The 24,510-nt window shown below is 46.4% G+C and carries 22 protein-coding genes and 1 riboswitch; of the genes, 17 read left to right on the top strand and 5 right to left on the bottom strand.

Translation table 11 applies throughout. From position 1 onward, the window contains the following. Nucleotides 1-75: 75 nt before the first annotated feature. Nucleotides 76-1,011 (bottom strand): magnesium/cobalt transporter CorA, encoded by a 936-nt coding sequence (corA, locus tag QP794_RS02345; RefSeq protein WP_024629019.1) that lies wholly within the window; start codon nucleotides 1,009-1,011, stop codon nucleotides 76-78. 453 nt (nucleotides 1,012-1,464) lie between these two features. Further along, a riboswitch (SAM riboswitch) is annotated at nucleotides 1,465-1,590 on the top strand. A gap of 234 nt (nucleotides 1,591-1,824) precedes the next feature. On the opposite strand from corA, the gene metA reads away from it, so the two are divergent. The 6 genes from metA to QP794_RS02315 all read left to right on the top strand — a co-directional run bounded on the left by metA (nucleotide 1,825) and on the right by QP794_RS02315 (nucleotide 8,761). Beyond that, a complete protein-coding gene (metA, locus tag QP794_RS02340) occupies nucleotides 1,825-2,742 on the top strand; it encodes a homoserine O-acetyltransferase MetA (protein WP_024629020.1) in 918 nt (305 codons plus the stop codon). A gap of 24 nt (nucleotides 2,743-2,766) precedes the next feature. Continuing rightward, on the top strand, nucleotides 2,767-3,954 hold the full coding sequence (locus QP794_RS02335; RefSeq protein WP_285074732.1) for an aminotransferase class I/II-fold pyridoxal phosphate-dependent enzyme: 1,188 nt from the start codon (nucleotides 2,767-2,769) through the stop codon (nucleotides 3,952-3,954). Further along, nucleotides 3,947-5,140 carry a trans-sulfuration enzyme family protein gene (locus QP794_RS02330; protein WP_285074731.1) on the top strand — a complete coding sequence of 398 codons (1,194 nt, stop codon included), beginning with the start codon at nucleotides 3,947-3,949 and terminating at the stop codon, nucleotides 5,138-5,140. Before QP794_RS02335 ends, QP794_RS02330 begins: the two co-directional genes overlap by 8 nt. A 244-nt stretch (nucleotides 5,141-5,384) precedes the next feature. Next, nucleotides 5,385-6,521 (top strand): cyclic dehypoxanthinyl futalosine synthase, encoded by a 1,137-nt coding sequence (gene mqnC, locus QP794_RS02325; protein ID WP_024629023.1) that lies wholly within the window; start codon nucleotides 5,385-5,387, stop codon nucleotides 6,519-6,521. Between the two features lie 252 nt (nucleotides 6,522-6,773). Continuing rightward, the gene (locus tag QP794_RS02320; protein WP_285074730.1) at nucleotides 6,774-7,751 is read left to right on the top strand and encodes an aldo/keto reductase; all 978 of its coding nucleotides are present in this window, start codon (nucleotides 6,774-6,776) and stop codon (nucleotides 7,749-7,751) included. Continuing rightward, entirely contained in the window at nucleotides 7,748-8,761 is a 1,014-nt protein-coding gene (locus tag QP794_RS02315) for a zinc-binding alcohol dehydrogenase family protein (protein ID WP_285074729.1), read from the top strand. The genes QP794_RS02320 and QP794_RS02315 overlap by 4 nt, the downstream gene beginning before the upstream one ends. A 327-nt stretch (nucleotides 8,762-9,088) precedes the next feature. Here the strand turns inward: QP794_RS02315 and QP794_RS02310 are convergent, their stop codons facing one another. From QP794_RS02310 to QP794_RS02295, 4 genes are all read right to left on the bottom strand, one after another. Next, a complete protein-coding gene (locus QP794_RS02310; protein WP_285074728.1) occupies nucleotides 9,089-9,994 on the bottom strand; it encodes a YitT family protein in 906 nt (301 codons plus the stop codon). A gap of 112 nt (nucleotides 9,995-10,106) precedes the next feature. Then, nucleotides 10,107-11,345 carry a cation:proton antiporter gene (locus tag QP794_RS02305; protein WP_024629027.1) on the bottom strand — a complete coding sequence of 413 codons (1,239 nt, stop codon included), beginning with the start codon at nucleotides 11,343-11,345 and terminating at the stop codon, nucleotides 10,107-10,109. Nucleotides 11,346-11,349: 4 nt separating this feature from the next. Next, on the bottom strand, nucleotides 11,350-11,844 hold the full coding sequence (locus QP794_RS02300) for a cation:proton antiporter regulatory subunit (protein ID WP_024629028.1): 495 nt from the start codon (nucleotides 11,842-11,844) through the stop codon (nucleotides 11,350-11,352). A gap of 312 nt (nucleotides 11,845-12,156) precedes the next feature. Continuing rightward, a complete protein-coding gene (locus QP794_RS02295; protein WP_285074727.1) occupies nucleotides 12,157-12,561 on the bottom strand; it encodes a hypothetical protein in 405 nt (134 codons plus the stop codon). Nucleotides 12,562-12,741: 180 nt separating this feature from the next. On the opposite strand from QP794_RS02295, the gene QP794_RS02290 reads away from it, so the two are divergent. The 11 genes from QP794_RS02290 (at nucleotide 12,742) to QP794_RS02240 (ending at nucleotide 24,492) form a co-directional block, all read left to right on the top strand. Further along, complete coding sequence (locus QP794_RS02290; protein WP_094936729.1) at nucleotides 12,742-13,686, top strand: putative sporulation protein YtxC; 945 nt, start codon at nucleotides 12,742-12,744, stop codon at nucleotides 13,684-13,686. A 193-nt stretch (nucleotides 13,687-13,879) separates the two neighbouring features. Next, entirely contained in the window at nucleotides 13,880-14,107 is a 228-nt protein-coding gene (locus QP794_RS02285) for a hypothetical protein (RefSeq protein ID WP_285074726.1), read from the top strand. A 5-nt stretch (nucleotides 14,108-14,112) separates the two neighbouring features. Next, complete coding sequence (gene thrS, locus QP794_RS02280) at nucleotides 14,113-16,050, top strand: threonine--tRNA ligase (RefSeq protein WP_285074725.1); 1,938 nt, start codon at nucleotides 14,113-14,115, stop codon at nucleotides 16,048-16,050. A gap of 187 nt (nucleotides 16,051-16,237) precedes the next feature. After that, the gene (locus QP794_RS02275) at nucleotides 16,238-17,011 is read left to right on the top strand and encodes a 3D domain-containing protein (RefSeq protein WP_285074724.1); all 774 of its coding nucleotides are present in this window, start codon (nucleotides 16,238-16,240) and stop codon (nucleotides 17,009-17,011) included. Between the two features lie 112 nt (nucleotides 17,012-17,123). Next, nucleotides 17,124-17,363 (top strand): hypothetical protein, encoded by a 240-nt coding sequence (locus QP794_RS02270; RefSeq protein WP_285074723.1) that lies wholly within the window; start codon nucleotides 17,124-17,126, stop codon nucleotides 17,361-17,363. Between the two features lie 186 nt (nucleotides 17,364-17,549). Beyond that, entirely contained in the window at nucleotides 17,550-18,605 is a 1,056-nt protein-coding gene (liaF, locus tag QP794_RS02265; protein ID WP_285074722.1) for a cell wall-active antibiotics response protein LiaF, read from the top strand. 3 nt (nucleotides 18,606-18,608) lie between these two features. Continuing rightward, nucleotides 18,609-19,646 (top strand): HAMP domain-containing sensor histidine kinase, encoded by a 1,038-nt coding sequence (locus QP794_RS02260; RefSeq protein WP_024629035.1) that lies wholly within the window; start codon nucleotides 18,609-18,611, stop codon nucleotides 19,644-19,646. Continuing rightward, nucleotides 19,643-20,305 carry a response regulator gene (locus QP794_RS02255; RefSeq protein WP_285074721.1) on the top strand — a complete coding sequence of 221 codons (663 nt, stop codon included), beginning with the start codon at nucleotides 19,643-19,645 and terminating at the stop codon, nucleotides 20,303-20,305. Before QP794_RS02260 ends, QP794_RS02255 begins: the two co-directional genes overlap by 4 nt. A gap of 147 nt (nucleotides 20,306-20,452) precedes the next feature. Continuing rightward, the gene (locus QP794_RS02250) at nucleotides 20,453-22,147 is read left to right on the top strand and encodes a S1C family serine protease (protein WP_285074720.1); all 1,695 of its coding nucleotides are present in this window, start codon (nucleotides 20,453-20,455) and stop codon (nucleotides 22,145-22,147) included. Between the two features lie 193 nt (nucleotides 22,148-22,340). Next, a complete protein-coding gene (locus QP794_RS02245; RefSeq protein WP_024629038.1) occupies nucleotides 22,341-23,030 on the top strand; it encodes a response regulator transcription factor in 690 nt (229 codons plus the stop codon). Nucleotide 23,031: 1 nt separating this feature from the next. After that, a complete protein-coding gene (locus QP794_RS02240; protein WP_024629039.1) occupies nucleotides 23,032-24,492 on the top strand; it encodes a sensor histidine kinase in 1,461 nt (486 codons plus the stop codon). Nucleotides 24,493-24,510 lie beyond the last annotated feature (18 nt).

The raw sequence follows: 24,510 nt of genomic DNA, 5'->3' as shown, positions 1-24,510 counted from the left end.
AGGTTTCATTCATAAGCGTACAAAAAAGACGAGGCGTTTCTCCAGATGCGGAGCGCTTCGTCTTTCTTAGTTAGTTCAAACCCAATCTTTTTTGCGGAAAATAAAGAACATGCTGAGGCCCAGTGTCACCATCAGGCCAATGACCACAAAATAACCATACTTCCAGTTCAACTCAGGCATGTTCGTGAAGTTCATACCATAGATGCCGGTGATGACCGTCAGCGGCATGAACACCGTCGTAATGGCGGTGAACACACGCATGATCTCATTCGCCCGGTTGGCGATACTGGATTGGTAAGCTTCTCGCAAGTTCCCCATCAAGTCGCGATAAGTCTCAAAGGTTTCGGATATTTTCACAGCATTCTCATAAATGTCACTGAAATACTTCTGCAGTTGATCATCAATAAGACGCAGATCTTTTTTGTTAAGTGTATTAATGACCTCTTTCTGAGGTCCCAGTACTTTCTTCAGCCATAGAATCTCACTGCGCAGCCCGATAATCTCATTCAAATGAGACTTCTTGGTGTGCATCAGGATATCTTCTTCAAGCTTCTCAATGCGCGCTTCAATCCGGTCACCAACTGTGAAATAATTATCAACAATCAAGTCAACCAGCAGATACAACAGCTTATCCGGCGTACTGATCTCCTGTTCCCACAGGATCGGCTTCAATGTTCTCAATTCACTGACTTTCTGTTTGGTCACACTGATAATAAAGTGTCTGCCAAGGAAGAGGTTGACGGCACGTAAAAAAATCTCTTCATCATCAAAACGAATGCTATTAATAACAATAAAATAATGGCTCTCATAAATTTCAATCTTCGGACGTTGTTCTTCGTCACTCAAGCAGTCTTCTACGGCCAGATCATGCATCATGAATAGCGGTTGAAGTACCGCCAAATCGTCTACGTCCGCATCAATCCAGTAAAATCCCTCCGCTGGTGGAGTCAGCGCCTGCTGAATGTCATCCACCGGAATAAATACACCGTTGTTTACCAACCGGATTTTCATTGTTCATCTACTCCTTCTGCACCCGCCAAATGGGCGGATTTCATCAATATGGGCGCAAAAAGAACAGATCAGCCGGTCGGCAGCGGATCCTGGAAGTCAGGACTGCGTTCGCTTTATAACCAAACGGAAGTAACGTCCCGCTGCCGGCATGCTGATATCAATTCTCTATGCAGTTTGTCGGAATTCGGCTGCCAGTCAGGCCTCGGGTCGCCATCCATTGAATATGTCACCTCTCACATAAGGGTTTACAACACTTGTCTAGTATACCGCTGGTACAGAGTCCTTTCAAGCGCAAAAATGTGTCGATTTCGCGCCCTGGAGCAGTGTATGACAACGGCTGACGAACGGTTCCGATCCAGATGAACAGACATTGAACTACACCTTGACGTGAGGGGATTAATGTTTTAAAGTAAACGGTGAACCACACTAGATTTTACAATTAAATAAAGCGAAATCTTATCAAGAGTAGGTGGAGGGACTGGCCCGATGAAACCCGGCAACCGGCGGTATACCGCACGGTGCTAATTCTTGCAGCGACCAAGTGTCCAAGTTGACACTGTTGTAACTGAGAGATGAGAGAGGCGCATATCTATTTACATATGACCTTTCTCGGAATCCGAGGAAGGTCTTTGTTATATGCACCGACTTCTCAGCAGTGATTTTCGCTAAGGAACTTGAGCTTGCCGCCAGCAATGTGGTTGCAATTCAGCGCCTGCAGGCAAGCTCATGGCAGCCTATAACTGTTCGGATGCGAATCGTATCGCAGCCGCAGTGGCTGCATCTATTTATGCTCAAGGAGGAGTTAGAACCACTATGCCAATCAAAATTCCAGACACACTGCCTGCCAAGGAAGTACTCGCAGGAGAGAACATCTTTGTCATGGACGAGACATCCGCTTATCAGCAGGATATTCGTCCGCTCCGTATCGCCATATTAAACCTGATGCCTACTAAGGAAACGACAGAAACTCAATTGCTTCGTCTGGTAGGTAACACACCCATTCAGGTAGATATCGTTCTGGTTCATCCGAAGTCTCATACGTCCAAGAACACATCCCAGGAATATTTAGACCTGTTCTACAAAACCTTTGACGAGATTGAGCACCGCCGTTTTGACGGCATGATCATTACAGGAGCTCCTGTAGAGCAAATGGATTTTGAAGACGTGAACTATTGGAAAGAAATCCAGGAGATCTTCGAATGGACCAAAACCAATGTGACCTCGACCATGCATATATGTTGGGCTTCCCAAGCGGGTTTATACCATCATTTCGGAGTTCCAAAGGTTCCGCTGGATGAAAAATGTTTTGGCGTATTCTCACACACGATCAACAGATCCAACGTGCCTTTGCTGCGTGGATTTGATGAAGTATTTAACGTTCCGCATTCCCGACATACGGAAGTGCGCCGTGAAGATATTGAAAAGAATGAAAGTCTCGAAATTTTGGCTGAATCGGAGGAAGCCGGTATTTTTCTGGTCGCCACCAAAGACGGCAAACAAATTTTCGCTACCGGACATGCCGAGTATGACCCGCTTTCATTAAAATGGGAATATGACCGGGATGCATCCAAAGGTATGGATATTGCGCTGCCGAGACATTATTTCCCGAATGACGACCCTTCCCGTGTGCCTCCGGCTACCTGGCGGGCACATGCAAACTTATTATTCTCTAATTGGCTCAATTACTATGTGTATCAAGAGACGCCTTACGATATTGGTCCGCAAATCTAATCGACATTACAGGAGGATGCTGCAATGGAAGACAACAAGTTGAAAATCGAAAGCCGATTGGCTCAAATCGGGTCTATCAATGAACCGGTAACGGGTGCCATTAATTTTCCGATCTATCAATCCACTGCGTTTCGCCACCCGAAGCTTGGACAAAGCACGGGGTTTGATTATATCCGTACGACCAATCCAACCCGTAAAGTATTGGAAGAAGCAGCGGCGGCATTGGAGTCGGGGGATGCAGGTTTTGCCTGTAGCTCCGGCATGGCAGCTTTGCAAACGATTTTCGCTTTATTCGGTCAAGGAGATCATCTAATTGTATCGCTGGATCTGTACGGGGGAACGTATCGTTTGCTTGAACGCATCCTGTCTCGATTCGGTGTGACAGCAAGTTACGTAGATACCAATGATCTTGCAGCTCTGGAAAGTATCCGTCAGCCGAACACAAAAGCAGTATTTATTGAGACACCAACTAATCCACTAATGATGATTACGAATGTGGAAGCGGTTTGCTCCTGGGCGAAGAGCCACAACTTGCTGACCATTGTGGATAATACACTACTGACTCCGTTCTTCCAGCGTCCAATTGAACTCGGTGCCGATATCATCATCCATAGTGCCACGAAGTATCTGGGTGGTCATAATGATGTCCTTGCCGGATTAATTATTACCAAAGGAGAAGAATTGTCGGCCGAAATGGCATTCCTGCACAATTCCATTGGTGCAGTGTTGTCTCCAAGCGACTCCTATCAGTTGATGAAAGGTATGAAGACACTTGCTCTTCGTATGGAGCGGCATGAGTATAATGCCTTGACGATTGCCAAGTACCTTTTGGAACACCCAGCCGTTAACGAAGTGTATCATCCTGGTTTGTCGGATCATCCCGGATTTGAAATACAGAATAAACAGTCGAGCGGGAACACAGGCATTTTCTCTTTCAAAGTAAAAGATGCCCGTTATGTTGAACCGCTGCTGCGTCATATTAAGCTGATTGCTTTTGCGGAAAGTCTCGGGGGAGTAGAGTCATTGATGACCTATCCTGCGGTACAGACCCATGCGGATATCCCGATTGAAATTCGTGACGCTGTAGGTGTGGATGACCGTCTGTTGCGCTTCTCTGTAGGGATCGAGCATGCCGAAGACCTGATTGCCGATCTGGGCAATGCACTCACAGCTGCACAGCAGGAGATTGAAGGAGGAACGCATCATGAGTGAGCAAAACAATAATGCCAACAATCCTGATCGGAATGTTCATTCCGACCTGAAGTTTGATACCAAGCTGCTGCATTTCGGTGACGAAATCGATAAAACAACCGGGGCTTCCAGCGTGCCGATTTACCAGGCCTCCACATTCCATCATTTTGATATTTTTAATCCGCCTCAACATGATTATAGCCGTTCGGGTAACCCGACTCGACAGGCATTGGAGGATTACATTACATTATTGGAAGGTGGAGCCCGCGGATTTGCCTATTCCTCCGGCATGGCTGCCATCTCCAGTGTGTTCATGATGTTCTCCGCAGGAGATCACATGATTGTAACGGAAGATGTATATGGAGGTACATATCGACTGCTTACTTCCATTCTGAGCCGGATGCAGATTGAGACTACCTTTGTGGATATGACCAATATTGCGGAAGTAAAGGCAGCGCTTAAACCGAATACGAAGGCAGTCTATATGGAGACACCATCCAACCCGACACTTCGGATCACGGATATTGCCGCGGTCACCTCTTGGGCACAGGAACAGGAGTTAATCTCCATTCTTGATAACACTTTTATGACACCTTACTACCAACGTCCAATCGAGCTCGGGGTGGATATTGTCGTACATAGTGCCACCAAGTTTCTTGGCGGACACAGTGATGTGCTAGCAGGTTTAGCTGTTGCACGGACGGATTCACTGGGAAGACAGCTCAAACAATTGCAGAATGGACTGGGAACCGTGCTGGGTGCTCAGGAATCCTGGCTGCTGATGCGCGGCATGAAGACCTTGGGTGCACGCATGGCACACAGTGAACAGAGCACTGCCAAACTGGCAGCCTGGCTCAGTGGACGCAGTGATATTACGGCTGTATTTTATCCGGGGCTGCTGGATCATCCCGGCCGTGAAGCTCACGAACGTCAGTCAAGCGGATATGGCGCGGTCGTATCGTTTGACGTCGGTTCAGGTGATCGTGCCAAGGCTGTACTTAACCGTGTGAAATTGCCAATTGTTGCCGTGAGCTTGGGTGCGGTTGAAAGTATCTTATCTTATCCTGCGATGATGTCTCATGCGGCTATGCCGGCTGAGGTTCGTCGTGATCGGGGAATCACGGACGGATTACTGCGCTTCTCGGTTGGACTGGAAGACATTGATGACCTGATTGCCGATCTGGATCAAGCACTTCAGGACTCGTAGAGTCGGTAGTATTGAAACAAGGGTGTTAGAGTGCCCCTGAAAAAGAAATGAAATAGATACCATATGTAAACATTTTTATTAATTTTTAAAGCACCTGCTCATAAGGTGCTTTTTTTCACATGTAACCTGTGTTACGATATGTGGAGTACAGAAATGCGATGTTGCCACCAAAACTTTCATTTATATGAACAAGTTGGGACGGATCGTGATTATATTTTCTCTTCATGAGGGAGGCTTTTTTACGATGAGTACGGTAGACCGTATCTTAGATAAAGCCCTTCGGGGCGAACGTTTGGACTTGGAAGACACGATTCAGCTGTTTGAATCGAATGAAGTAGACAAAATCGGGGCAGCCGCCAATGTGATTGTAAAACGCATGCATCCCGAACCATACAGAACATTTGTTATTGGGCGTAACGTCAACTACACGAACGTGTGTGATGTGTACTGCCGTTTTTGTGCTTTCTACCGCAGACCTGGCTCTGAGGAAGGGTATGTACTTCCCGATGAAGTCATTTTCCAGAAGATCAAGGAAACCGAAGACGTTAACGGTACCGAAATTCTGATGCAGGGTGGAACGAATCCGAATCTGCCGTTTAGCTATTACACGGACCTGCTTAAAGCGATCAAGGAGCGTTTCCCTAATATTACGATGCACTCCTTCTCTCCAGCTGAAATTATGAAAATGGTTGAAGTATCCGACGGTCTTACTCTAGAAGAGGTTGTTCGTGCGATTCACGAAGCGGGACTGGATTCCCTGCCTGGTGGTGGTGCCGAAATCCTGGATGACCGTACACGCCGCAAAATCAGCCGTCTGAAAGGTTCATGGCGCGATTGGATGGACGTGATGCAGACAGCTCACCGTATTGGTATGAACACAACGGCAACGATGGTTATCGGCCTTGGTGAAACGATGGAAGAGCGCGCATTGCATCTGCTTCGTGTACGTGAAGCTCAAGATGAGTGCATTGCGAACAAGTATGATTCCGAAGGATTCCTGGCGTTCATTCCTTGGACATTCCAACCGGATAATACGAATCTGAAGCTGGAGCGTCAGACACCGGAAGAGTATTTAAAAACGGTAGCGATCAGTCGACTGGTACTCGACAACATCAAAAACATTCAATCCTCATGGGTAACGATGGGACCTGAAGTCGGCAAAAAATCACTCGAATTTGGCTGCAATGACTTTGGTAGCACCATGATTGAAGAGAATGTGGTATCTGCTGCAGGCGCAACGTACAAAGTCAACATTAGTTCGATTACACAACTGATTCGGGAGTCGGGCTATATTCCGGCGCAGCGTAACACAAGATATGATATCCTGCGCACGTTTGATGAAGAGAACGCCATTCATGAAGATTTTGTTATGCAGAACTAATATCTATCTTAAATCTATACCACGCTGACGAATTGAATCGATAAGCTGATTTAGTCCGTTTGGATATGAAGTCCGTTGATTACTCTTTATAAGGGGAATCGGCGGACTTTTTAATTTTTCTTCATACCAGCGATTATTCACAGATCATCAAACAGTACATATTACGCATTTGGCGATATTTTATATTGAAATTGAACTGTTACAATGAAAGGGCACTTGAGGTAAGCAGACATGCTGGGAAGGGGCAGGCCGATGAAAACAAGAAGACTTGGAAAGACGGGACTGGAAGTACCTGTATTAAGCTTTGGAGCATCCTCACTAGGTTCGGTATTTCGTGATATTGACCGGGGTGAGGGGGTTCGTACGGTACACGCTGCTGTAGATGCAGGGATGAATTATATAGATGTTTCGCCCTATTATGGATTAACGAAGGCAGAAGCCGTACTTGGAGAGGCCCTTCGCAGTTTGCCACGCAGCTCGTTTACGCTGTCGACCAAAGCTGGGCGTTATGGGGAGAATACATTTGATTTTTCTCGAAAGCGGATACAAGATAGTGTACAAGAGAGTCTGGCTAGACTCCATACCGATTATATCGACATTTTGTTTCTGCATGACATTGAGTTTGTTCCGGCCGAAATCATTATTGAAGAAGCTTTCCCCACTTTACTCCGCCTGAAAGAGCAGGGAGTGATTCGCCATGCAGGAATTTGTGGATTACCACTGCCATTATTCGAAAAGGTATTGCCACAGATTGATGCTGACGCAATCATTTCCTATTGCCATTATGCACTGAATGACACTTCACTGCTGTCCTTGCTGCCTCTTTTGGAAAAGAAATCAATTGGTCTTGTGAACGCTTCGCCTCTTTCCATGGGTTTATTAAGCACAAGAGGCACTCCTGCCTGGCACCCGGCAGATGATCGTGTGAAGCAGGTCTGTCTGCAAGCAGCACGGTTCTGTGCGGAACAAGGCAGTGACATCGCCAAGCTTGCCGTGCAGTTTGCAACAGCCAATGAACAGATTCCAACGACATTGGTCAGCAGTGCAAGCGAACATAATATCCGCAACAATGCAGCCTGGATCGTAGAACCGCTAGACCAGGAACTGTTATCGGAGGTGCTGCGTATTTTGGCTCCAATTCATAATGAGAGCTGGGCCAGCGGCCGTCCTGAATACAACATTGCACATCACTTGAAGCCACAATCATCATCGAAGGGGGAACAGGAATGAGAGCGGTTATATGTGAAGAAATAAATCGTTTGGCGTTGCAAGACATAGCTGAACCCCAAAAAAACGAAAATCAGGCGCTGGTATCCATCCGACGGATTGGAATCTGCGGCACAGATTTACATGCTTACAAAGGGAATCAGCCATTTTTCACCTATCCCCGAGTACTGGGTCATGAGCTTGCAGGAATTATTGAAGAGATCGGGCCCAATGAAGCGGGCTTGAAGCCGGGAGATCAGGTGAGTATTATTCCATATTTGCATTGTGGTCATTGTATCGCTTGCCGATCGGGTAAAACGAATTGTTGTGTGTCCATGCAAGTGATGGGTGTTCATGTGGACGGAGGCATGCGAGAGAGAATCGTTGTGCCTGTCTCGAATCTGATCCAAGCCGAAGGGCTTACACTGGATGAAACTGCGATGATAGAACCGCTGAGTATTGGTGCTCATGCGGTCAGAAGAGCCAGTCTAAGGCCTGGAGATCAGGTTGTGGTCATTGGAGCTGGACCAATTGGACTTGGTGTGATGGCATTTGCCAAACAGGCGGGTGCTCGGGTCATTGCTATTGATCGGAATGTGGACAGGCTGGAGCTTAGCCGCACGTGGGCGGGAGTGGATGCTTTGGTTCAGGCTAACGAACAAGCAATACAGCAAGTTGCCGAAATCACAAATGGGGACTATGCGACGGCTGTCTTTGATGCAACAGGTAACATGCATTCGATGAATGATGGGATCCATTATGTGGCACATGGTGGTCAATTAATCTTTGTGGGACTGGTCAAAGCCGATATTTCCTTTCATGATCCGGACTTTCACAAGCGAGAGATGAGCATTTTGGGCAGCCGAAACGCAACGCGGGAAGATTTTGAACAGGTCATGTCGATCTTGCGGGAGAAGAAGCTGAATATGGATGATTACATTACACACCGGGCAAATTTTGACCAACTGCCTGTTACGATCGACACATGGTTACAACCGGATTCGCATGTTGTGAAAGCGATAGTTGAGTTATAAATAAGAATGAACAAAAAACTCTCTTTGTTCCTGTAAGAATGGCGAACATCCATAGGAATCAGAGAGAGTTTTTGTTTGCTTATATGCATTGAACAAAACATTAACAAGAACGGAGAGGACAGAAAAAACCTGAAGAAGCGAAGCGTTCGCCTAAAAGCTTTCTGAAAGAAAGCTGCATCGGAAGCATACGCTTATCCCCGGATTTTCCCCTTTGAAAAAGGGAATTCAAAAAATCTGGGGATAACAGCGATCGGAAGGTTGTTCTGTCATCGGAGTGGCAAGTGTAAATATTCTTTAATTCAATTTGCCTAGCCTATAGGAATAAGATTATTTTTCTGGGTTCGTCACAATACCTGCATGTGGATCAATATGACGCACAATAGATTTGAGCCAGATCATTTCGAGGAAATGAATCTCATAATAGAGTGCTCCCGGAACGTGTTGGATCCACCCTTCGGTCAGAGCAGCGTGTCCTGAATTAGTTGAAGAATCCAATGTTCCAGGTTCACGGCGCAGCCGTTTGCGGACGGCTTTCTCAACTTGGGCGCTTTGTGTAGTTAAGATACATATTTTGCGCTTGGCTGTGAATCCGCGGAATGCAATATACACCATTTCATAGGCAATAAGATAGGCGATTACTGAATACATCGCTTGATCCCAACCAAAGACAACACCAGCAGCAGTTAGAATCAACAAGTTGAGCAGCATGATTATTTTTTCGATAAGCATCCGTTTCCCGCTAAATATACGTTCAGGTGGACGAGAGGACGGATCACCGATTTCCAGCGTATCCAGTGTCCCGCCATACCGCACGACTAGACCGATTCCTAATCCGAGACATAATCCGCCAAACATGGCGGCAGCCAGCGGGTGCTCGACAAGCGGCGGCATGGGATGAAGCACAATGGCACCAATCGAAAAGACAACCAAACCCAGAACAGTGACCAGTACGAATTTCTTTTGCACAAGTCTATAGGATAGAAAAATAAATGGAACGTTGAACAAAAACAGGAACAAACCAATCCTCATTTCGGTCCAATGGGCGAACAAGGAAGAAATGCCCGTAATGCCTCCAATAATGATTTTATTGGGGTGCAGAAACAATTCAAGTCCCACGGAGGCCAGAATCCCACCCGCAATCACAAACAATAAATTCAACATACGACTGGCTGATGACAATCTGGTTTTGGCGGTTTGTGGCACCGGATTAGCCGATATCAGAGGTGCTTTCATAGGTCATCCTCCTTAGTGCGGCTTTCGTGCTATTCTCCCTGGGTTAATCACAGAAAGATCGGCGGTAGAGCCGCGAGTACGATACGTTGTCTGTTCTGAACAGACAAGAGGGTTATCCTTCTTTCTGCAGTACCTTCGGCTCTTCTTTCTTCTTCCGAGGGTCTTTGAACTTAAATATTTTATCCAGTAATCTGAACACATGTTTGGATTCTTTCGTTAATAACGGTCCAAGAATTGCCAGAATGAGTACATATAATGCGGCGAATGGTTGCAGGAGCGGGAGAAGTCCTCCGGCTTTACCCATGTTGGCCATAATAATGGAGAATTCACCACGCGACACAATGGTCAAACCGATGTTGGCGGATGCTTTCGGTGATAATCCTGCACTGCGTCCAGCGAGCATGCCTGCAAGGAAGTTCCCGAATAGTGTGAGCACAACTGCGATCAAAGCAAGCCATACAGCTTCGCCACCAAGAGACAGCGGATCGATGGACAAACCAAAGCTGAAGAAGAAGACAGCTCCGAAGAAATCACGGAATGGCAGAATCAAGTGCTCAATCCGTTTAGCATGTTCCGTCTCTGCCAGCACCAAACCAACAAGCAGGGCGCCAATGGCTTCGGCGACATGAATAGTTTCCGAGAATCCGGCTACGAGGAACAATGCACCGAAAATCACAAGCGAGAATAACTCATTGGAGCGAATCTTAAGCACCTTATTAAGCAGCGGTGTTGCTTTACGTCCAAGAATAATGACAATGAGCATGAATCCAAGCGCAACGAGTGCGGATACAATGACACCTCCGATGGAGGATGAATCACTGAGCACAAGTCCAGACAAGATGGAGATATATACAGCGAGAAACACATCTTCAAACATGATGATTCCGAGAATCATTTCCGTCTCCGGATTCGCTGTTCGTTTCAAATCAACGAGAACCTTGGCGACGATGGCACTGGATGAAATAGTCGTAATCCCGGCAATGATAAGAGCTTCGGCAGCTGGGAAACCGGAAGCAAAACCAAAAATCAGTCCCAGCGTAAAGTTAATCCCGATATAGATCGAACCGCCGACGGCAATCGATTTACCCGACTTGATCAGACGGCCAACCGAGAACTCCAGTCCGAGATAGAAGAGCAGGAACAGAATACCGATTCGGCCCATAAACTCAATAAACGGCTGACTTTCAATGAAGCGGAAATCCAGATGCCAGATCTTCATCGCATGAGGTCCAACGGCCATCCCGATCAGGATGTAAAATGGAACGACCGAAAATCTCAGTTTTGCGGATAAGAGTCCGGCTGCTGCAATGAGCACAAGAGCCAGACCTACTTCGAATATCAGATGATCCATCGACTCACCCCCTTCCGGTCAGGAGGAGGGATTTGAATAGCTTTTGCTGATTGCGTTCGCCAACGGCTACTACCGTGGACTCTGCACTAATCACGACCTCCGGACCGGGGCTGATATGTTTTTTGTGATTCTTCTCTACAACGGCAATCACCGTTGCCCCTGAGTTTTGACGTACGTCCAGTTCACCAATTGATTTACCGATACATCCGTAGGATGGCTCGATTTTGTACCATTCAATAATCAGGTCGTCAAACGTTACTTCAATATTTTCAAGCTGCTTTGGTTTATAGGTCAATCCACCAACGATGGCAGCAATCTGTCTTGCTTCATAGTCATCGAGCGTAATCATGGAGATGCTTTGGTCTGGATCATCGTACTCAAAATGGTACATTTCCCGGCGACCGTCATCGTGAATAATGATAATAATTTTATCTCCACTGCTCGTTTCAATCTGAAATTTCTTGCCGATTCCCGGCAAATCTGTTTCGCGTACATCCATGGATAGTGTGCCTCCTTAAATTGAGGGCTGGCCACAGAAGACAGGCTTATTTCCCGAATATAGAATGATCTGCTGCTCTAAGGAACATTAAATTGAAGCGGGTAAACAGAGCCAGGAACTCCTGACACACAGCCTAGTGCTTGATTTTTTAATAAAGATGGGTATAACAAAATAGATGTTACCAAAAGAGTTTTGCCAAAGAGGCTTATCGATATCTAACATTTGCTAAAAGGGTTATAAGTTATGCACAAGCACACCGTCTATCAAACAGAGGTGTCTCCATGCAAAGCAACCTAAAATACGGTGTAACGGCTAGTTATAAGCGTTCACGTAGTTTGGTGCTATAGGGGTGGGAGAAACATACATACTGGTGAATTTAATGGGTAGCAGAAATAATCTGCGTTTAAACAGACAAATCAACGGTTTAAAGGGCAGACGCGGTGTAGGAATTCGCAGCATTAGCAACAAAGCGAGCACAAGAAAGACAGGTTTGTTATGCGTGACCGCAATCAACTTCGACATGACTTGTGGGTATTTGCGAATGGCAGGTTTCTGCTGAGACTCCAATGTATGGACAAGAACTTCCTTGTTGGAGTTCGCCTCAACGTTTACCTCAATAGCGGATTCCGACTGCATCGGAATAGGGAAAGACAACGCTTGGAATACGCACAAAATGATAATAAAAGCATAACGGAGTATTCTTGGTTGTTGTCTCATTTTGGCTTCCCCCCTTTTCCGTGAAACATACTGTTATAAAAATAATAACACATTTTTGGCTTAACTCCAAACGGATTGATAATATACTGAGAAATCATGACACGCTTTCCATCAATCCGCTTCGTATATCCCTATCGGCCTTGCCATATACTTTGAACAGGAAGGAAAGGAGTGATTCTTATGGAACTGTTCGCCGTATGGACCGAGGTATCAGGGCAGGAGGAAGCGGATCAATTTTATCGTTGTGTGAAGGAAAAAACCAAAGGTTTACATATAAGCAAAAGAGGATTTCGGCTCACCTTCAAACATAATGACGGAAGAGCGGCCTGGGTATGCAGAGGGAATGAGAATCACGCTGACTTCCAGCAGTGGCTGCCTCAGATCAGTGATTTGCTGGCCACGGGACTTGCCGATTTCATTATGAATACACGTGAACGCATTATTGTGGAAGAGATGATCTCCAAGGCTTGCTCGGTCATGGATGAACATGAAGTGGAGAAGGTAAACCGGATATGCATGCCTTTATTGTTCAATGGTGATTTGGATCAGCCTGGATTACGGGACCGTCGTCGTACTACCTTGGCTAATGGACTGAAGCAGGACTTGGAGGAGGTTCATTTTTTTCACCTTGAAGGCATTATGAATTTCCGAATTCGGCAATACAAGCAGGAGCTTCATGAACTGGTGGAATATGCGCTGGATGAATTCTGGATGGATCGCCAATACGAAGAGTTTATGGGACTTCTCAAATATTTTGTATTTTTTCAGGAAGCGAAAGTACCTCTTGTGCATTTGATACACAAAGGTTTGCATGAATTTCAGGTATTGGATGCTGCGCTTAATGTGCTTCCCGTACAAAAGGATGAGCAGGTCGTCGTGGAGATGCCGGGACTGGAATTGGAAATGGATATCGAAGATATGATCGTGAGTACGCTGATCTCCATCTCGCCGGAAAAAGTCATGCTGCATACGCGCACTCCAGATCTCCCCATTATCTCTACGATCCGACAAATCTTTGAGGACAAGGTACAATTATGCCACCATTGCCCCGAGTGCGAAGTGCTGCGTTCCGGATTGTTGACAGGTCTTGACGCAAGTGATCTCGGCAATTATAATAACTGTTGATCCATGATTTATTAGAAGTTGTTATGGAACAATAAGCAAAAGCGTTGACAAAGACAAGAACCATACGCACGGTCGGTGCAGAGAGAGGGAACCAGGCTGAAATTTCCTCCGGATGCCACGTTTGGTTTACCCCTTTGGAGCTGCAGTTTTGAAAATGGATATGAAGATTGCCTCTATATACAGGTAGTCATCCATGAGTAAGGATATGCCGGGTCATGCCCGTTACCGTCATGCCAATGAGGGCTGTACTTCCAATATGGATGAAGCAGCTGAATTAGGGTGGAACCACGAGAGTATACAACACTCGTCCCTTTGCCGGGACGGGTGTTTTTTGCGTTCCTTTGCAAAAATTGCAGGAACAGCAATAGATTATCAATCCATGAAATGCATGGATAGAGGTTTGAACTTACAGGAGGAATGAGACAAATGGCAGTTAACATTAAACTACCCGATGGTTCGGTTCGTGAGTATGCCGAAGGAAGCAGCATTGAAGATGTAGCCGCTTCGATCAGCAGCGGACTTCGCAAAAACGCCGTAGCCGGCAAACTGGATGGAATCGTCGTGGACTTGTCCACAACACTTCATGAGGGAGCTTTGGTGGAGATCGTAACACTGGATTCACCAGAAGGTCTGGAAGTGATGCGTCACAGTACAGCTCACTTGCTCGCTCAAGCTGTGAAGCGTTTATACGGAAACAAAGAAGTGCACCTCGGTGTCGGCCCTGTCATCGAAGATGGCTTCTACTATGATATGGATCTGGAACAACCGCTTAATCCCGAAGATCTGCAGAAGATCGAGAAGGAAATGGAACGGATTGTTAATGAGAACCTGCCGATTGTACGTAAAGAAGTTAGCCGCGCGGATGCGATCCAAATTTTCGAAGAAGTGGGCGATCCTTACAAGCTAGAATTGATTCGTGACTTACCGGAAGACAGTGTCATCACCATTTATGAGCAAGGTGAATTCTTCGACTTGTGCCGTGGACCACATGTACCATCCACCAGCAAAATCAAAGTATTCAAACTGATGAATGTCGCTGGTGCTTACTGGCGCGGAGATAGCAAAAACAAAATGCTGCAACGTATTTACGGTACGGCTTTTGTAAAAAAAGCGCAGCTGGATGAGCATCTGCACTTCCTGGAAGAAGCGCGTAAACGGGATCACCGCAAATTGGGTAAGGAACTCGAAATCTTCACCTTCTCCCAGCTGGTTGGACAAGGCCTGCCAATCTGGCTGCCTAATGGTGCCAAGCTGCGCCGGACGTTGGAGCGCTATATCGTGGATCTGGAAGAGAGCCTCGGATATCAGCATGTGTATACACCAGTGCTGGGTAATGTTGAATTGTACAAAACATCCGGACATTGGGAGCACTATCAGGAAGACATGTTCCCGAAAATGGTTATGGACAATGAGGAACTTGTTCTTCGTCCAATGAACTGTCCTCACCACATGATGGTGTACAAGTCCAGCATGCACAGCTACCGTGATCTGCCGATCCGGATTGCCGAGCTTGGCATGATGCACCGTTACGAAATGTCCGGCGCGTTGACAGGTCTGCACCGTGTACGTGCAATGACGCTGAACGACTCCCACATTTTTGCACGCCCGGATCAGATCAAGGAAGAATTTGCACGTGTTATTGAACTGATTCAAACGGTTTATAAAGATTTCGGCATTCACGAATATCGTTTCCGTCTGTCCTATCGCGATCCTCAGGATACCGAGAAATACTTCCAGAATGACGAGATGTGGGAAATGTCCCAACGCATGCTGCGTGAAGTTGTGGAAGAGCTCAACCTTCCGTTCTATGAAGCAGAAGGTGAAGCAGCATTCTACGGTCCAAAACTGGATGTGCAGATCAAAACAGCGCTGGGCAAGGAAGAGACACTGTCTACCGTTCAATTGGACTTCCTCTTGCCAGAGCGGTTCGAGCTCGAATATGTGGGAGATGACGGACAGAAGCATCGTCCGGTCGTTATCCACCGCGGTGTAATCAGTACGATGGAGCGTTTCACTGCATTCTTGCTGGAGAACTTTGCAGGGGCTCTGCCACTGTGGCTGTCTCCGGTACAAGCGAAGGTTATTCCGGTATCCGGCAACTTCGACGACTATGCACGTGAAGTGGAAGCGAAGTTGAAACGTGCAGGGATATCTGCTGAAGCTGATCTGCGTAACGAGAAGCTCGGTTATAAGATCCGTGAGGCACAGCTTGAGAAAATGCCTTACATGTTCGTGGTTGGTGAAAATGAACGCAATGCAGAGGGTGTATCTGTACGGAAACGTGGAGAAGGCGATCTCGGCATGAAACCACTGGACGAAATTGTAGCCCAGCTCAAAGAAGAAATTACAACAAGACAGGTGTAATTCAGGAATTGCTGATTTTTCTATAAATAGAAAACCGTTTGAATCATATTGGAGAAATTCCAATGGTTCAGACGGTTTTTTTTGTTGTTTTTAGGTTACCTGGACACCCGACTAAGAAGCCTACATAGAGAAAAGTATATAATTTTTTCATTTTGGAAAACCTTTGCAGTAAGGGGGAGGTTCTATAATGAAAAAGCAATTTTTAATTCAAAAGAAAAACATACGGTTTATCATCTCTTGCTGTGTGGTGCTCACTGGAGTTATTGTGAGCTTGAATCAGGCAGATGCGTATACCTTTGAAGAGGAAAATGAAGTCCTGTACGTAGAGAGTCGCAACAACGAAACTTCAGGTAAGCGCGAAGGTGAGCAATTAGAAACGACGGTCTTTGCATACAGTGATCAGGCTCAACTCACCACCATGGTCTATATGGGATTGATGTGGTCTCCGCAGCCGATTGTTATTCCACGGCCGGAAATACCGAAGAAGCAGATCGGGGTTGACCCTTCGATGCCGGTGCTCGCTCCGCGGACAGAACAGGTATTGGATACACACAAGGTGACGGCTACCGGATACACTGCGGGTGTGGAATCAACCGGAAAAGGACCTAAACATCCTCAATACGGCATTACGTATTCAGGTGTAAAGGTGCGCCGCGATAAAGAAACAGTCTCAACGATTGCAGCTGATCCGAAGCTGTTTCCACTGGGTTCCATTTTATATATTCCTGGCTACGGCTATGGTATCGTTGCAGACACGGGCTCAGCGATTAAGGGCAATAAAATTGATCTTTATTTCCCTACAACAAAGCAAGTGTACAAGGAATGGGGCAAAAAGGACGTCGAAGTACAGGTGATCAAGCAGGGTGCTGGAAAATGCACTGAAAAAATGCTTGAAGAGTTATCGGAAGCCATCGATGTGTACAAATCCGTACCGGATTCATGGTTGGACAAGGCTGTTTAATTGTTGAATTTAATGGATGAATAACTGTCATGCACTCTTCACATAATATTGACTGGGGACAAACCCCGCGCAGCAGCAATGCAGCGTAAATATGAAGAGAGAGGTGATCGTTGTGGCTAAGAAATCCCAAGGATTCCAAACACCAAACGAGAAGTTCAATGAGGAGTTTGGACAAGAAAACGTAGCAAACAAAGTAAAACAATCCGAGCAAAACAAAGTACAGGAAAATTTCAAAACACCTGATGAAAAATTCAATGCTGAATTTGGTGTGGAAAACACAGGCCAAACAGGCCAAACAGGCCAAACAAGCCAAACAAGCCAAGTCGGCAAAGCAGGCAAATTTCAAAAATAAATAAAGTTTCAGCACCCTGGAGTGGTAGCTCCGGGGTGTTTTTAATTTGGGCTTGCAAGTAACTTTTACATAATTATCCTTCCGCCTCCGTCTGGAGACCGAGATCAATTCCATCTGCCGCCGCTGTTAACCAACTCTTGTCTGATGTAAACTGGATACAGAATACAGACAAAGGAGACATGAGCGATGAAACGATCTACGCGGGACCGCTGGTGGGTTGGCATTCCTCTTATTGCGATTGGCGCAATAATATTGTTCAGGCAATTAGGCTATGACATAGATATCGGATACATGTTCAGAACATATTGGCCGTTATTTTTGATTTGGTGGGGCGTAAAAGGTATGACCGAGATTCGCCGCAACGGTAGTCATGCATTGATTGGACCTGCCATAGTCCTGGCGATTGGTGGATACTTTCTGGCACGTAATCTGGGATGGATTGATTACTCTATGAGTGAGTTCATTCGCTACCTGATCCCGGTGATGCTAATTGGTGGGGGCTTATTTGTTCTGATTGGACCCCGTCGTCGTGACCGGAAGCATCATAATCAAGTACAGCCGCCTCCACCTCCACCGGAGCAACCGTATAAGCCGTTGTCCCCTGAGGATCTGGAGATGCCGTCTTCGTTTGATGAACAGTTCGAGAAAACATTTGGCAAACCGAAACAGGAACAAAAGAATGATTCGCATGGCTCATTTTATACAGATAAGGAAGACCATAAATCACACGGACATCAACACCATCAGCATCACCATCAACACCACAAGCATAAAGGTTACGGCTCAAACAAAAAGGGCTATGGAACATTTGCTGACGATGACAATTATGATGATGATTCCAATTATTATGGTGGCCATGGAAATACGATTAACAAATCAGCATTTATCGGCGATCTGTATATGGGACAGGAAGTGTTCTCGCTGAAACCGATGAACATTTCGGCATTTATTGGCGATACGGTTATTGATTTGACGAAGGCCCAAATACCTTACGGTGAGACGAAGATTAACATTTCCTCTTTTATCGGGGATGTAAAGGTATTTGTACCGGAAGATATGGATCTGGGTGTGACCGTGACAACGAACTCGTTTATCGGAGACATGTCCCTGTTAAATCAAAAACGGGGTGGATTTCTAAGTAGTGCTCAGGCTGAAACAGCGCATTATCACGAAGCTGGAAAAAAAGTAAGGATTATCGTTAGTGTGTTTATTGGAGATGTCAAAGTGAATAAGGTGGGTTAACGCATGATTCGAACGATTCTCAAGGCAAATAAATGGGAGCTGATGATGTATTTTGCGCTTACCGGGCTCATTACTTTGGGCGGATTTTACTTGCTGTACGGGGAAGTGCTGATGGGAACAGGGCATCAGCGTGCGTGGACCTATGTTGCTGTTGTTCTCCTGGCTACCGTAATCACGGGGTATATTGCCGCCCTGCGGCTTCAACGCAAAATCGATCTTCTGGATCTTAATATGCTGAAAGTTTCCAAGGGTAATCTCGCCGTTCGAATGCCTGAGGCAGATGATGCCTCCTTCGGACGGGTATATCAGGAATTCAATGTCATGATGGACTCGATTGAGAAAAAAATGAGATTGCTTCAGCGGCTCGGTGAGCAGGAAGTCATTGAGAAGGAACAGGCATCGGAACGCGCTGTGATTGAAGAGCGCAAACGGATGGCAAGAGATTTGCATGATACGGTCAGCCAGCAGCTGTTCGCCATGCATATGTCGGCTTCCTCCTTACCACGTCTGCTGGAGATGAATCCCGAGCATGGCAGCAAAGTGCTGGATCAACTCATTCAGATGTCGCATATCGCACAGCGGCAGATGCGCGGACTTATTGCCCAGCTTCGCCCAGTGGAGCTGGAGGGAAGGGATCTCACCGCAGCACTGGATAGCTGGTTCCCGGATTATTGCAGGCAGAACGGACTCAAAGGTGTGAAAGAGCTGGAACTGGATGGCGGAATTTCCGATGCCATTGAGCACCAGCTGTTTCTTGTTATTCAGGAAGCGGTCGCCAATGTAGTAAAACATGCGGAAGCAGGTTTGGTCAGTCTGTCCATACGTGAAAGTGAGCATCAGATCAGTATGAGCATCAGTGATGATGGCCAAGGTTTCTTACAACAAGCAGAACGGCCCGGTTCATATGGATTATCAACGATGCGTGAACGGGCAGAAAAGCTTGGCGGGCAGGTTCAGATTATATCGAAGCCGGGAGCGGGGACAACGGTGCGGGTATTTATCCCGAAATTTCCGAAAGATCCAGAGGAGGAAACGGAATGAGCGGAAAAGTGAATGTAATGATTGTGGATGATCATGATATGGTGCGGATGGGGTTAAAGACATATTTAATGCTGGAGCCCACATTTCATGTGATGGGGGAAGCCGGTAACGGACAGGATGCATTGAATCAGCTGCGCAAGCTGGGTCAAAGTGAACTGCCTGACCTGATCCTGATGGACCTGATGATGCCGGTGATGAATGGTGCCGAAGCGACAAAAGCGATCATGTCGGAGTTTCCGGGATTAAAAATTGTGATGTTGACCAGTTTTCTGGAGGATGATCTTGTGGTCCAGGCGATTGAAGCCGGAGCGGTCAGTTATGTGCTGAAAACAGTTTCTGCCGAAGAGTTGATCTATGCTTTGCAAGGCGCATACCGGGGTATGCCTGTTATGACAGGTGATGTATCACAGGCACTGACTCGTGGCATCAGACAGCGTACAGCAAGAGAGAATGAATCCGGTCTGACAGAACGGGAAAAAGAGGTTCTCTTGCTGATTGCAGAGGGCAAGACCAATAAGGACATTGGGGAAGAACTACATATTAGTATCAAAACCGTCAAAACTCATGTAAGCAATCTGCTAATGAAATGTGAAATGGACGATCGGACACAACTGGCCATATACGCTCATCGTCAGGGCTGGGTGAAGAATAAGGGTTAGAATGCAGATTTGGCGGGAAAAATGTTCTATAACAGTGTGCTTTTATCTCCTTTTTAATTGTTTTTAAGGTACGGTTAAGGTTTAAAGTACAAAATAAGGACAGTTAAAGAATATCTCTTGCGATAAGAGATTGGGAGGTAGAGAGGCATGGACGAACGTAATTACAGAGCGAACCGTCAAGACGAGGAAAATGAAACTAAACAAGCGGAGAATCGCAATTCATCCGGGACGGACGATTCCTCCTATTATTATTCTTATGGACCTTTTCAGTCCGTGAATCAGGAAGATACAGCAAGTTATAATGGGGAACATAGTCAACGTGAAGAAGGAAATGTAGAGATTACAAGACCTGACCCCGTGAAGCCAGTGCCTACTTACTACAGTAATTACAATAACGAATCATCGGATCAAGCCCATACTTCATCCAGAGGGGGCGGCAATGGTTCAGGCAACGGAGGTGATCAGGGGAACGGCGGCAAGAACAATGGTAATTGGAATTATAATAACCGTCGGCCACGTTCTTCCGTAAGATCGCTTTTGTTCTCTTTTATCGCCGGGATGCTGGTCATCACAGTATTGATGTATACAGCGGACAGAACAAATATGTTTACACCACAGGAAGCGCTCACAAGTGCTGAAAATGAAAGCACCAGTACCTCATCTTCACCTACCAATTCGGGCAGCAGCAATAATGTGACAGCGTCATTGCTTCCAACCGGTAAAGAGGATGTTTCCTCCGTGGTAACGAGTACTAGTCCGGCTGTCGTCAAAATTGAAACGCTCGCCAAGCAGTCCTCACGTAGCAGCAGCCAAGGCGGTTCTACGATGAGCGATCCATTGTACCAATACTTCTTTGGTAATGGAAGTAATGGCGGAACAGACCAAGGCCAAAATCAGCAGCAGCAACAGCAACAAAGCAGCAATCAGTTGGTTCCGCTCGGTATTGGCTCTGGATTTATTTTTGACAAAGAAGGCTACATCCTGACGAACCAACACGTGGTTCAGGGTGCAGATGTGATTCAGGTAACGCTGGAGAATAACAGCAAACCGTATGAAGCAAAATTGCTCGGAAGCAGCTTCGACCTGGACCTTGCCGTATTGAAAATCGAGAAAAACAGTGGCGATGATGCTTTCCCTGTCGCTCCACTGGGTGATTCCAACAGTACACAAGTTGGTGAATGGCTTGTAGCTATTGGTAACCCGGAAGGATTTGAACACACCGTTACTGCAGGTGTGTTGAGTGCGAAAGAACGTACCATCAGCATTCCAGACGAAGAAACAGGCAAAACTCGTGAGTACAGCCACTTGTTACAAACGGATGCTTCCATTAACCCGGGTAACTCCGGTGGACCGTTGCTTAACCTCAATGGTGAAGTCATTGGTATGAACGTGGCAGTTAGCGCAGATGCACAGGGCATTGGATTTGCCATTCCTTCGAGTGTAATCTCGGATGCCGTTAAATATCTGAAAGAAAACAAAGAAGTTCCCAAAGAGCCGGTACCGTTCATTGGTGCATCTCTGATGGCCCTCACGCCTGAAGTGGCTAAACAGATGGGAACTGATATCACTGAAGGTTCTGTTGTAGCCAGCACGATCTATCAATCTCCTGCTTACCAAGCAGACCTGCGTGCTTATGACATCATCACAGGTGCCAACGGTACGGCATACAGCACAAGCCAGGATTTGATTGATTTCATCAAGAAACAGGAAATTGGCAGCGAAGTGACATTGAGTGTTGTTCGGGACGGTAAAAAAATGGATGTGAAAATCAAAATCGGCAACAAAAACGATTACGATACTACACAAACGACGGATCAACAACAGCAGCAGCAACAACCATAATGAAACTTGGGTTATAGAATAAGGTACAGAAGAGCGGAAGGGTTCGTGGGCCCTTTCGCTTTTTTTGCCCTATATAAGCTTGGACTACATCCAGGATGGACTTGAAAAGCAGCAAGGTATTTGGAGAAGATGCAGATTGCGCTTTTGCCTGTTACAATGGGATTAAAACGTTAAGGGATAAAGGAGAAAGACCATGCGCTCAACTATTCTGATTGTGGATGATGATGAAAAAATTGTGTCCATGCTTCGGCGGGGACTGGCTTTTGAAGGATATGATGTACAGACGGCTTCCAATGGGGCGGAGGGTCTCAGTAAGCTGATGGATAAAGAGCCGGATATCGTGGTTCTTGATGTCATGATGCCGCAAATTGACGGGTTTGAAGTATGCCGCAGACTCAGGGAAGCGGGGAGCAAGGTGCCCGTGCTGATGCTCACGGCCAAAGATGAAGTACAGAGCAGGGTAATCGGGCTTGATACAGGTGCAGATGATTATCTCGTGAAGCCGTTTGCACTTGAAGAATTGTTGGCTCGTGTCCGTGCCTTACTGCGGCGTAAAGCAGATATGGTAGACACGCCTGATAATCGTCTTATGTATGAGGATATTATTCTGGATAATGATTCTCGTGAGGTGTTGCGTGATGGTCAGCGTCTGGAACTGACTGCCAAGGAGTTCGAATTGCTGAATCTGTTCATGCAAAATCCGAAACGTGTGCTGTCCCGTGATCTGATTATGGATAAAATCTGGGGTTATGATTACAGTGGTGAATCCAATGTGCTCGAAGTGTATATTGCCATGCTCAGACAAAAAACCGAAGAATACGGCGGCAAACGCTTGATCCAGACCATCCGGGGAGCCGGCTATATTTTGAGAGGTGACTCCTGACATGTCCATTCGGTTAAGATTAACCGCGTGGTATTCAGGCATCTTGGCAGCCGTACTCATTTTTTGGGGAGTTGTAATCTACGCTTTTGTTTATTTTAATACGTATCAAGAAGTGGAACAGCAGCTGAAAGATAAAAGTGAACGCATTACGAATCAGATTGGTGTCAATCCGCTTTCACAGTCACTGGACCTGGACCCTTTTACGGAAAGTCAGCTTCAGGAAGCTCAGATCTACATCCAGTTGTGGGACTACCAGAGCAGATCTGGCAAAATATCAGGCAATATGGAGAAGCTTCAGATTCAATTTCCCGTTGTAAAATCCAATGAGATCCAGAAAAAGCGTGGGATATCCAAGATCTATGTGAACGGGACCCCTTTCTTGGTGAACCAGCAGCCCCTGTCTCTTCAGGGAACCAATGAAATAAGAGGACTCCTGCAAGTCGGCGCCAATGTTAGTTCCCAGGAACGATTGTTGGAAGCTCTGCGAAATATTTTGGTTTTTGGCTGGCTTGTCGCGATGGCACTTGCGATTACTTCGGGTCTGGTTCTGGCTCGTAAATCCATGCGGCCACTTGTCAATGTAATTGATGCGGCCAATCAGATTCAGTCTGGGGATGATCTCAGCGTGCGCATACAGTACACGGGTCCCAAGGATGAGATTGGACGTCTGATTGAAACAGTCAATAATATGCTTGAACGAACAGAGCTGTCATTCCGGGGCTTGGAAGAAACGAATAAAGCTCAGCGCAGATTTGTGTCTGATGCCTCTCATGAGCTGCGTACACCGCTGACCACGATCCGTGGCAATGTGGATTTCCTGAAGAAGCTGTGGGATCAGGAGAGCACAGACCGACCGAATCTGGATGAAGAAACGGTTAAACAAATGTCGCTTGAAGCGATAGAAGATATGGCAGATGAAGGCAAACGCATGAGCAGGCTGATCAGCGACATGTTGTCTTTGGCCAGAGCCGATACAGGACAGAAAATCGAACTTAATCCAATCCCGTTGCAAATTCTGGTGCAGGAAGTGGCTCGCAGATCGCAATTTCTTGACCATCAGGCAGACTGGCGTCCAGGAGATCTATCCATTCTGAATGGTATATATGTGAACGGCAGCAAGGACTATTTGCAGCAGATGCTGTTTATTTTTATCGAGAATGCTTTCAAGTACACTCCGGATGGTTCGGTTACTCTGGATGCGATACTTTATAAAGGTCAGGTAGGACTGCGCATCAGTGATACGGGGATCGGAATGGATCGGGATGAGGTCCCGTTTATCTTTGACCGGTTCTATCGGGCAGATGAATCCCGTGGGGCCACACCAGGTATAGGTCTGGGACTGTCGATCGCCAAGTGGATCATTGAGGAGCACCATGGATCTGTCGAGGTGGTAACCCGGCGTGGAGAAGGAACGACCTTTATCATTTGGTTGCCGGTTGTCTTTGCTCCGCCTATCGAATAAGGTTATAATAGACAGGAC

Source organism: Paenibacillus sp. UMB7766-LJ446 (assembly GCF_030226665.1).
GTDB lineage: Bacteria > Bacillota > Bacilli > Paenibacillales > Paenibacillaceae > Paenibacillus > Paenibacillus vandeheii.
The sequence above is the reverse complement of the archived record's forward strand: the minus strand, read 5'-3'. Positions and strand labels throughout refer to the sequence as shown.

Bases quoted from the DNA above. Each gene is read 5' to 3' on its own strand.
- corA (WP_024629019.1), bottom strand. From the start codon at position 1,011: ATGAAAATCCGGTTGGTAAACAACGGTGTATTTATTCCGGTGGATGAC.
- metA (WP_024629020.1), top strand. From the start codon at position 1,825: ATGCCAATCAAAATTCCAGACACACTGCCTGCCAAGGAAGTACTCGCA.
- QP794_RS02335 (WP_285074732.1), top strand. From the start codon at position 2,767: ATGGAAGACAACAAGTTGAAAATCGAAAGCCGATTGGCTCAAATCGGG.
- QP794_RS02330 (WP_285074731.1), top strand. From the start codon at position 3,947: ATGAGTGAGCAAAACAATAATGCCAACAATCCTGATCGGAATGTTCAT.
- mqnC (WP_024629023.1), top strand. From the start codon at position 5,385: ATGAGTACGGTAGACCGTATCTTAGATAAAGCCCTTCGGGGCGAACGT.
- QP794_RS02320 (WP_285074730.1), top strand. From the start codon at position 6,774: ATGAAAACAAGAAGACTTGGAAAGACGGGACTGGAAGTACCTGTATTA.
- QP794_RS02315 (WP_285074729.1), top strand. From the start codon at position 7,748: ATGAGAGCGGTTATATGTGAAGAAATAAATCGTTTGGCGTTGCAAGAC.
- QP794_RS02310 (WP_285074728.1), bottom strand. From the start codon at position 9,994: ATGAAAGCACCTCTGATATCGGCTAATCCGGTGCCACAAACCGCCAAA.
- QP794_RS02305 (WP_024629027.1), bottom strand. From the start codon at position 11,345: ATGGATCATCTGATATTCGAAGTAGGTCTGGCTCTTGTGCTCATTGCA.
- QP794_RS02300 (WP_024629028.1), bottom strand. From the start codon at position 11,844: ATGGATGTACGCGAAACAGATTTGCCGGGAATCGGCAAGAAATTTCAG.
- QP794_RS02295 (WP_285074727.1), bottom strand. From the start codon at position 12,561: ATGAGACAACAACCAAGAATACTCCGTTATGCTTTTATTATCATTTTG.
- QP794_RS02290 (WP_094936729.1), top strand. From the start codon at position 12,742: ATGGAACTGTTCGCCGTATGGACCGAGGTATCAGGGCAGGAGGAAGCG.
- QP794_RS02285 (WP_285074726.1), top strand. From the start codon at position 13,880: ATGAGTAAGGATATGCCGGGTCATGCCCGTTACCGTCATGCCAATGAG.
- thrS (WP_285074725.1), top strand. From the start codon at position 14,113: ATGGCAGTTAACATTAAACTACCCGATGGTTCGGTTCGTGAGTATGCC.
- QP794_RS02275 (WP_285074724.1), top strand. From the start codon at position 16,238: ATGAAAAAGCAATTTTTAATTCAAAAGAAAAACATACGGTTTATCATC.
- liaF (WP_285074722.1), top strand. From the start codon at position 17,550: ATGAAACGATCTACGCGGGACCGCTGGTGGGTTGGCATTCCTCTTATT.
- QP794_RS02260 (WP_024629035.1), top strand. From the start codon at position 18,609: ATGATTCGAACGATTCTCAAGGCAAATAAATGGGAGCTGATGATGTAT.
- QP794_RS02255 (WP_285074721.1), top strand. From the start codon at position 19,643: ATGAGCGGAAAAGTGAATGTAATGATTGTGGATGATCATGATATGGTG.
- QP794_RS02250 (WP_285074720.1), top strand. From the start codon at position 20,453: ATGGACGAACGTAATTACAGAGCGAACCGTCAAGACGAGGAAAATGAA.
- QP794_RS02245 (WP_024629038.1), top strand. From the start codon at position 22,341: ATGCGCTCAACTATTCTGATTGTGGATGATGATGAAAAAATTGTGTCC.
- QP794_RS02240 (WP_024629039.1), top strand. From the start codon at position 23,032: ATGTCCATTCGGTTAAGATTAACCGCGTGGTATTCAGGCATCTTGGCA.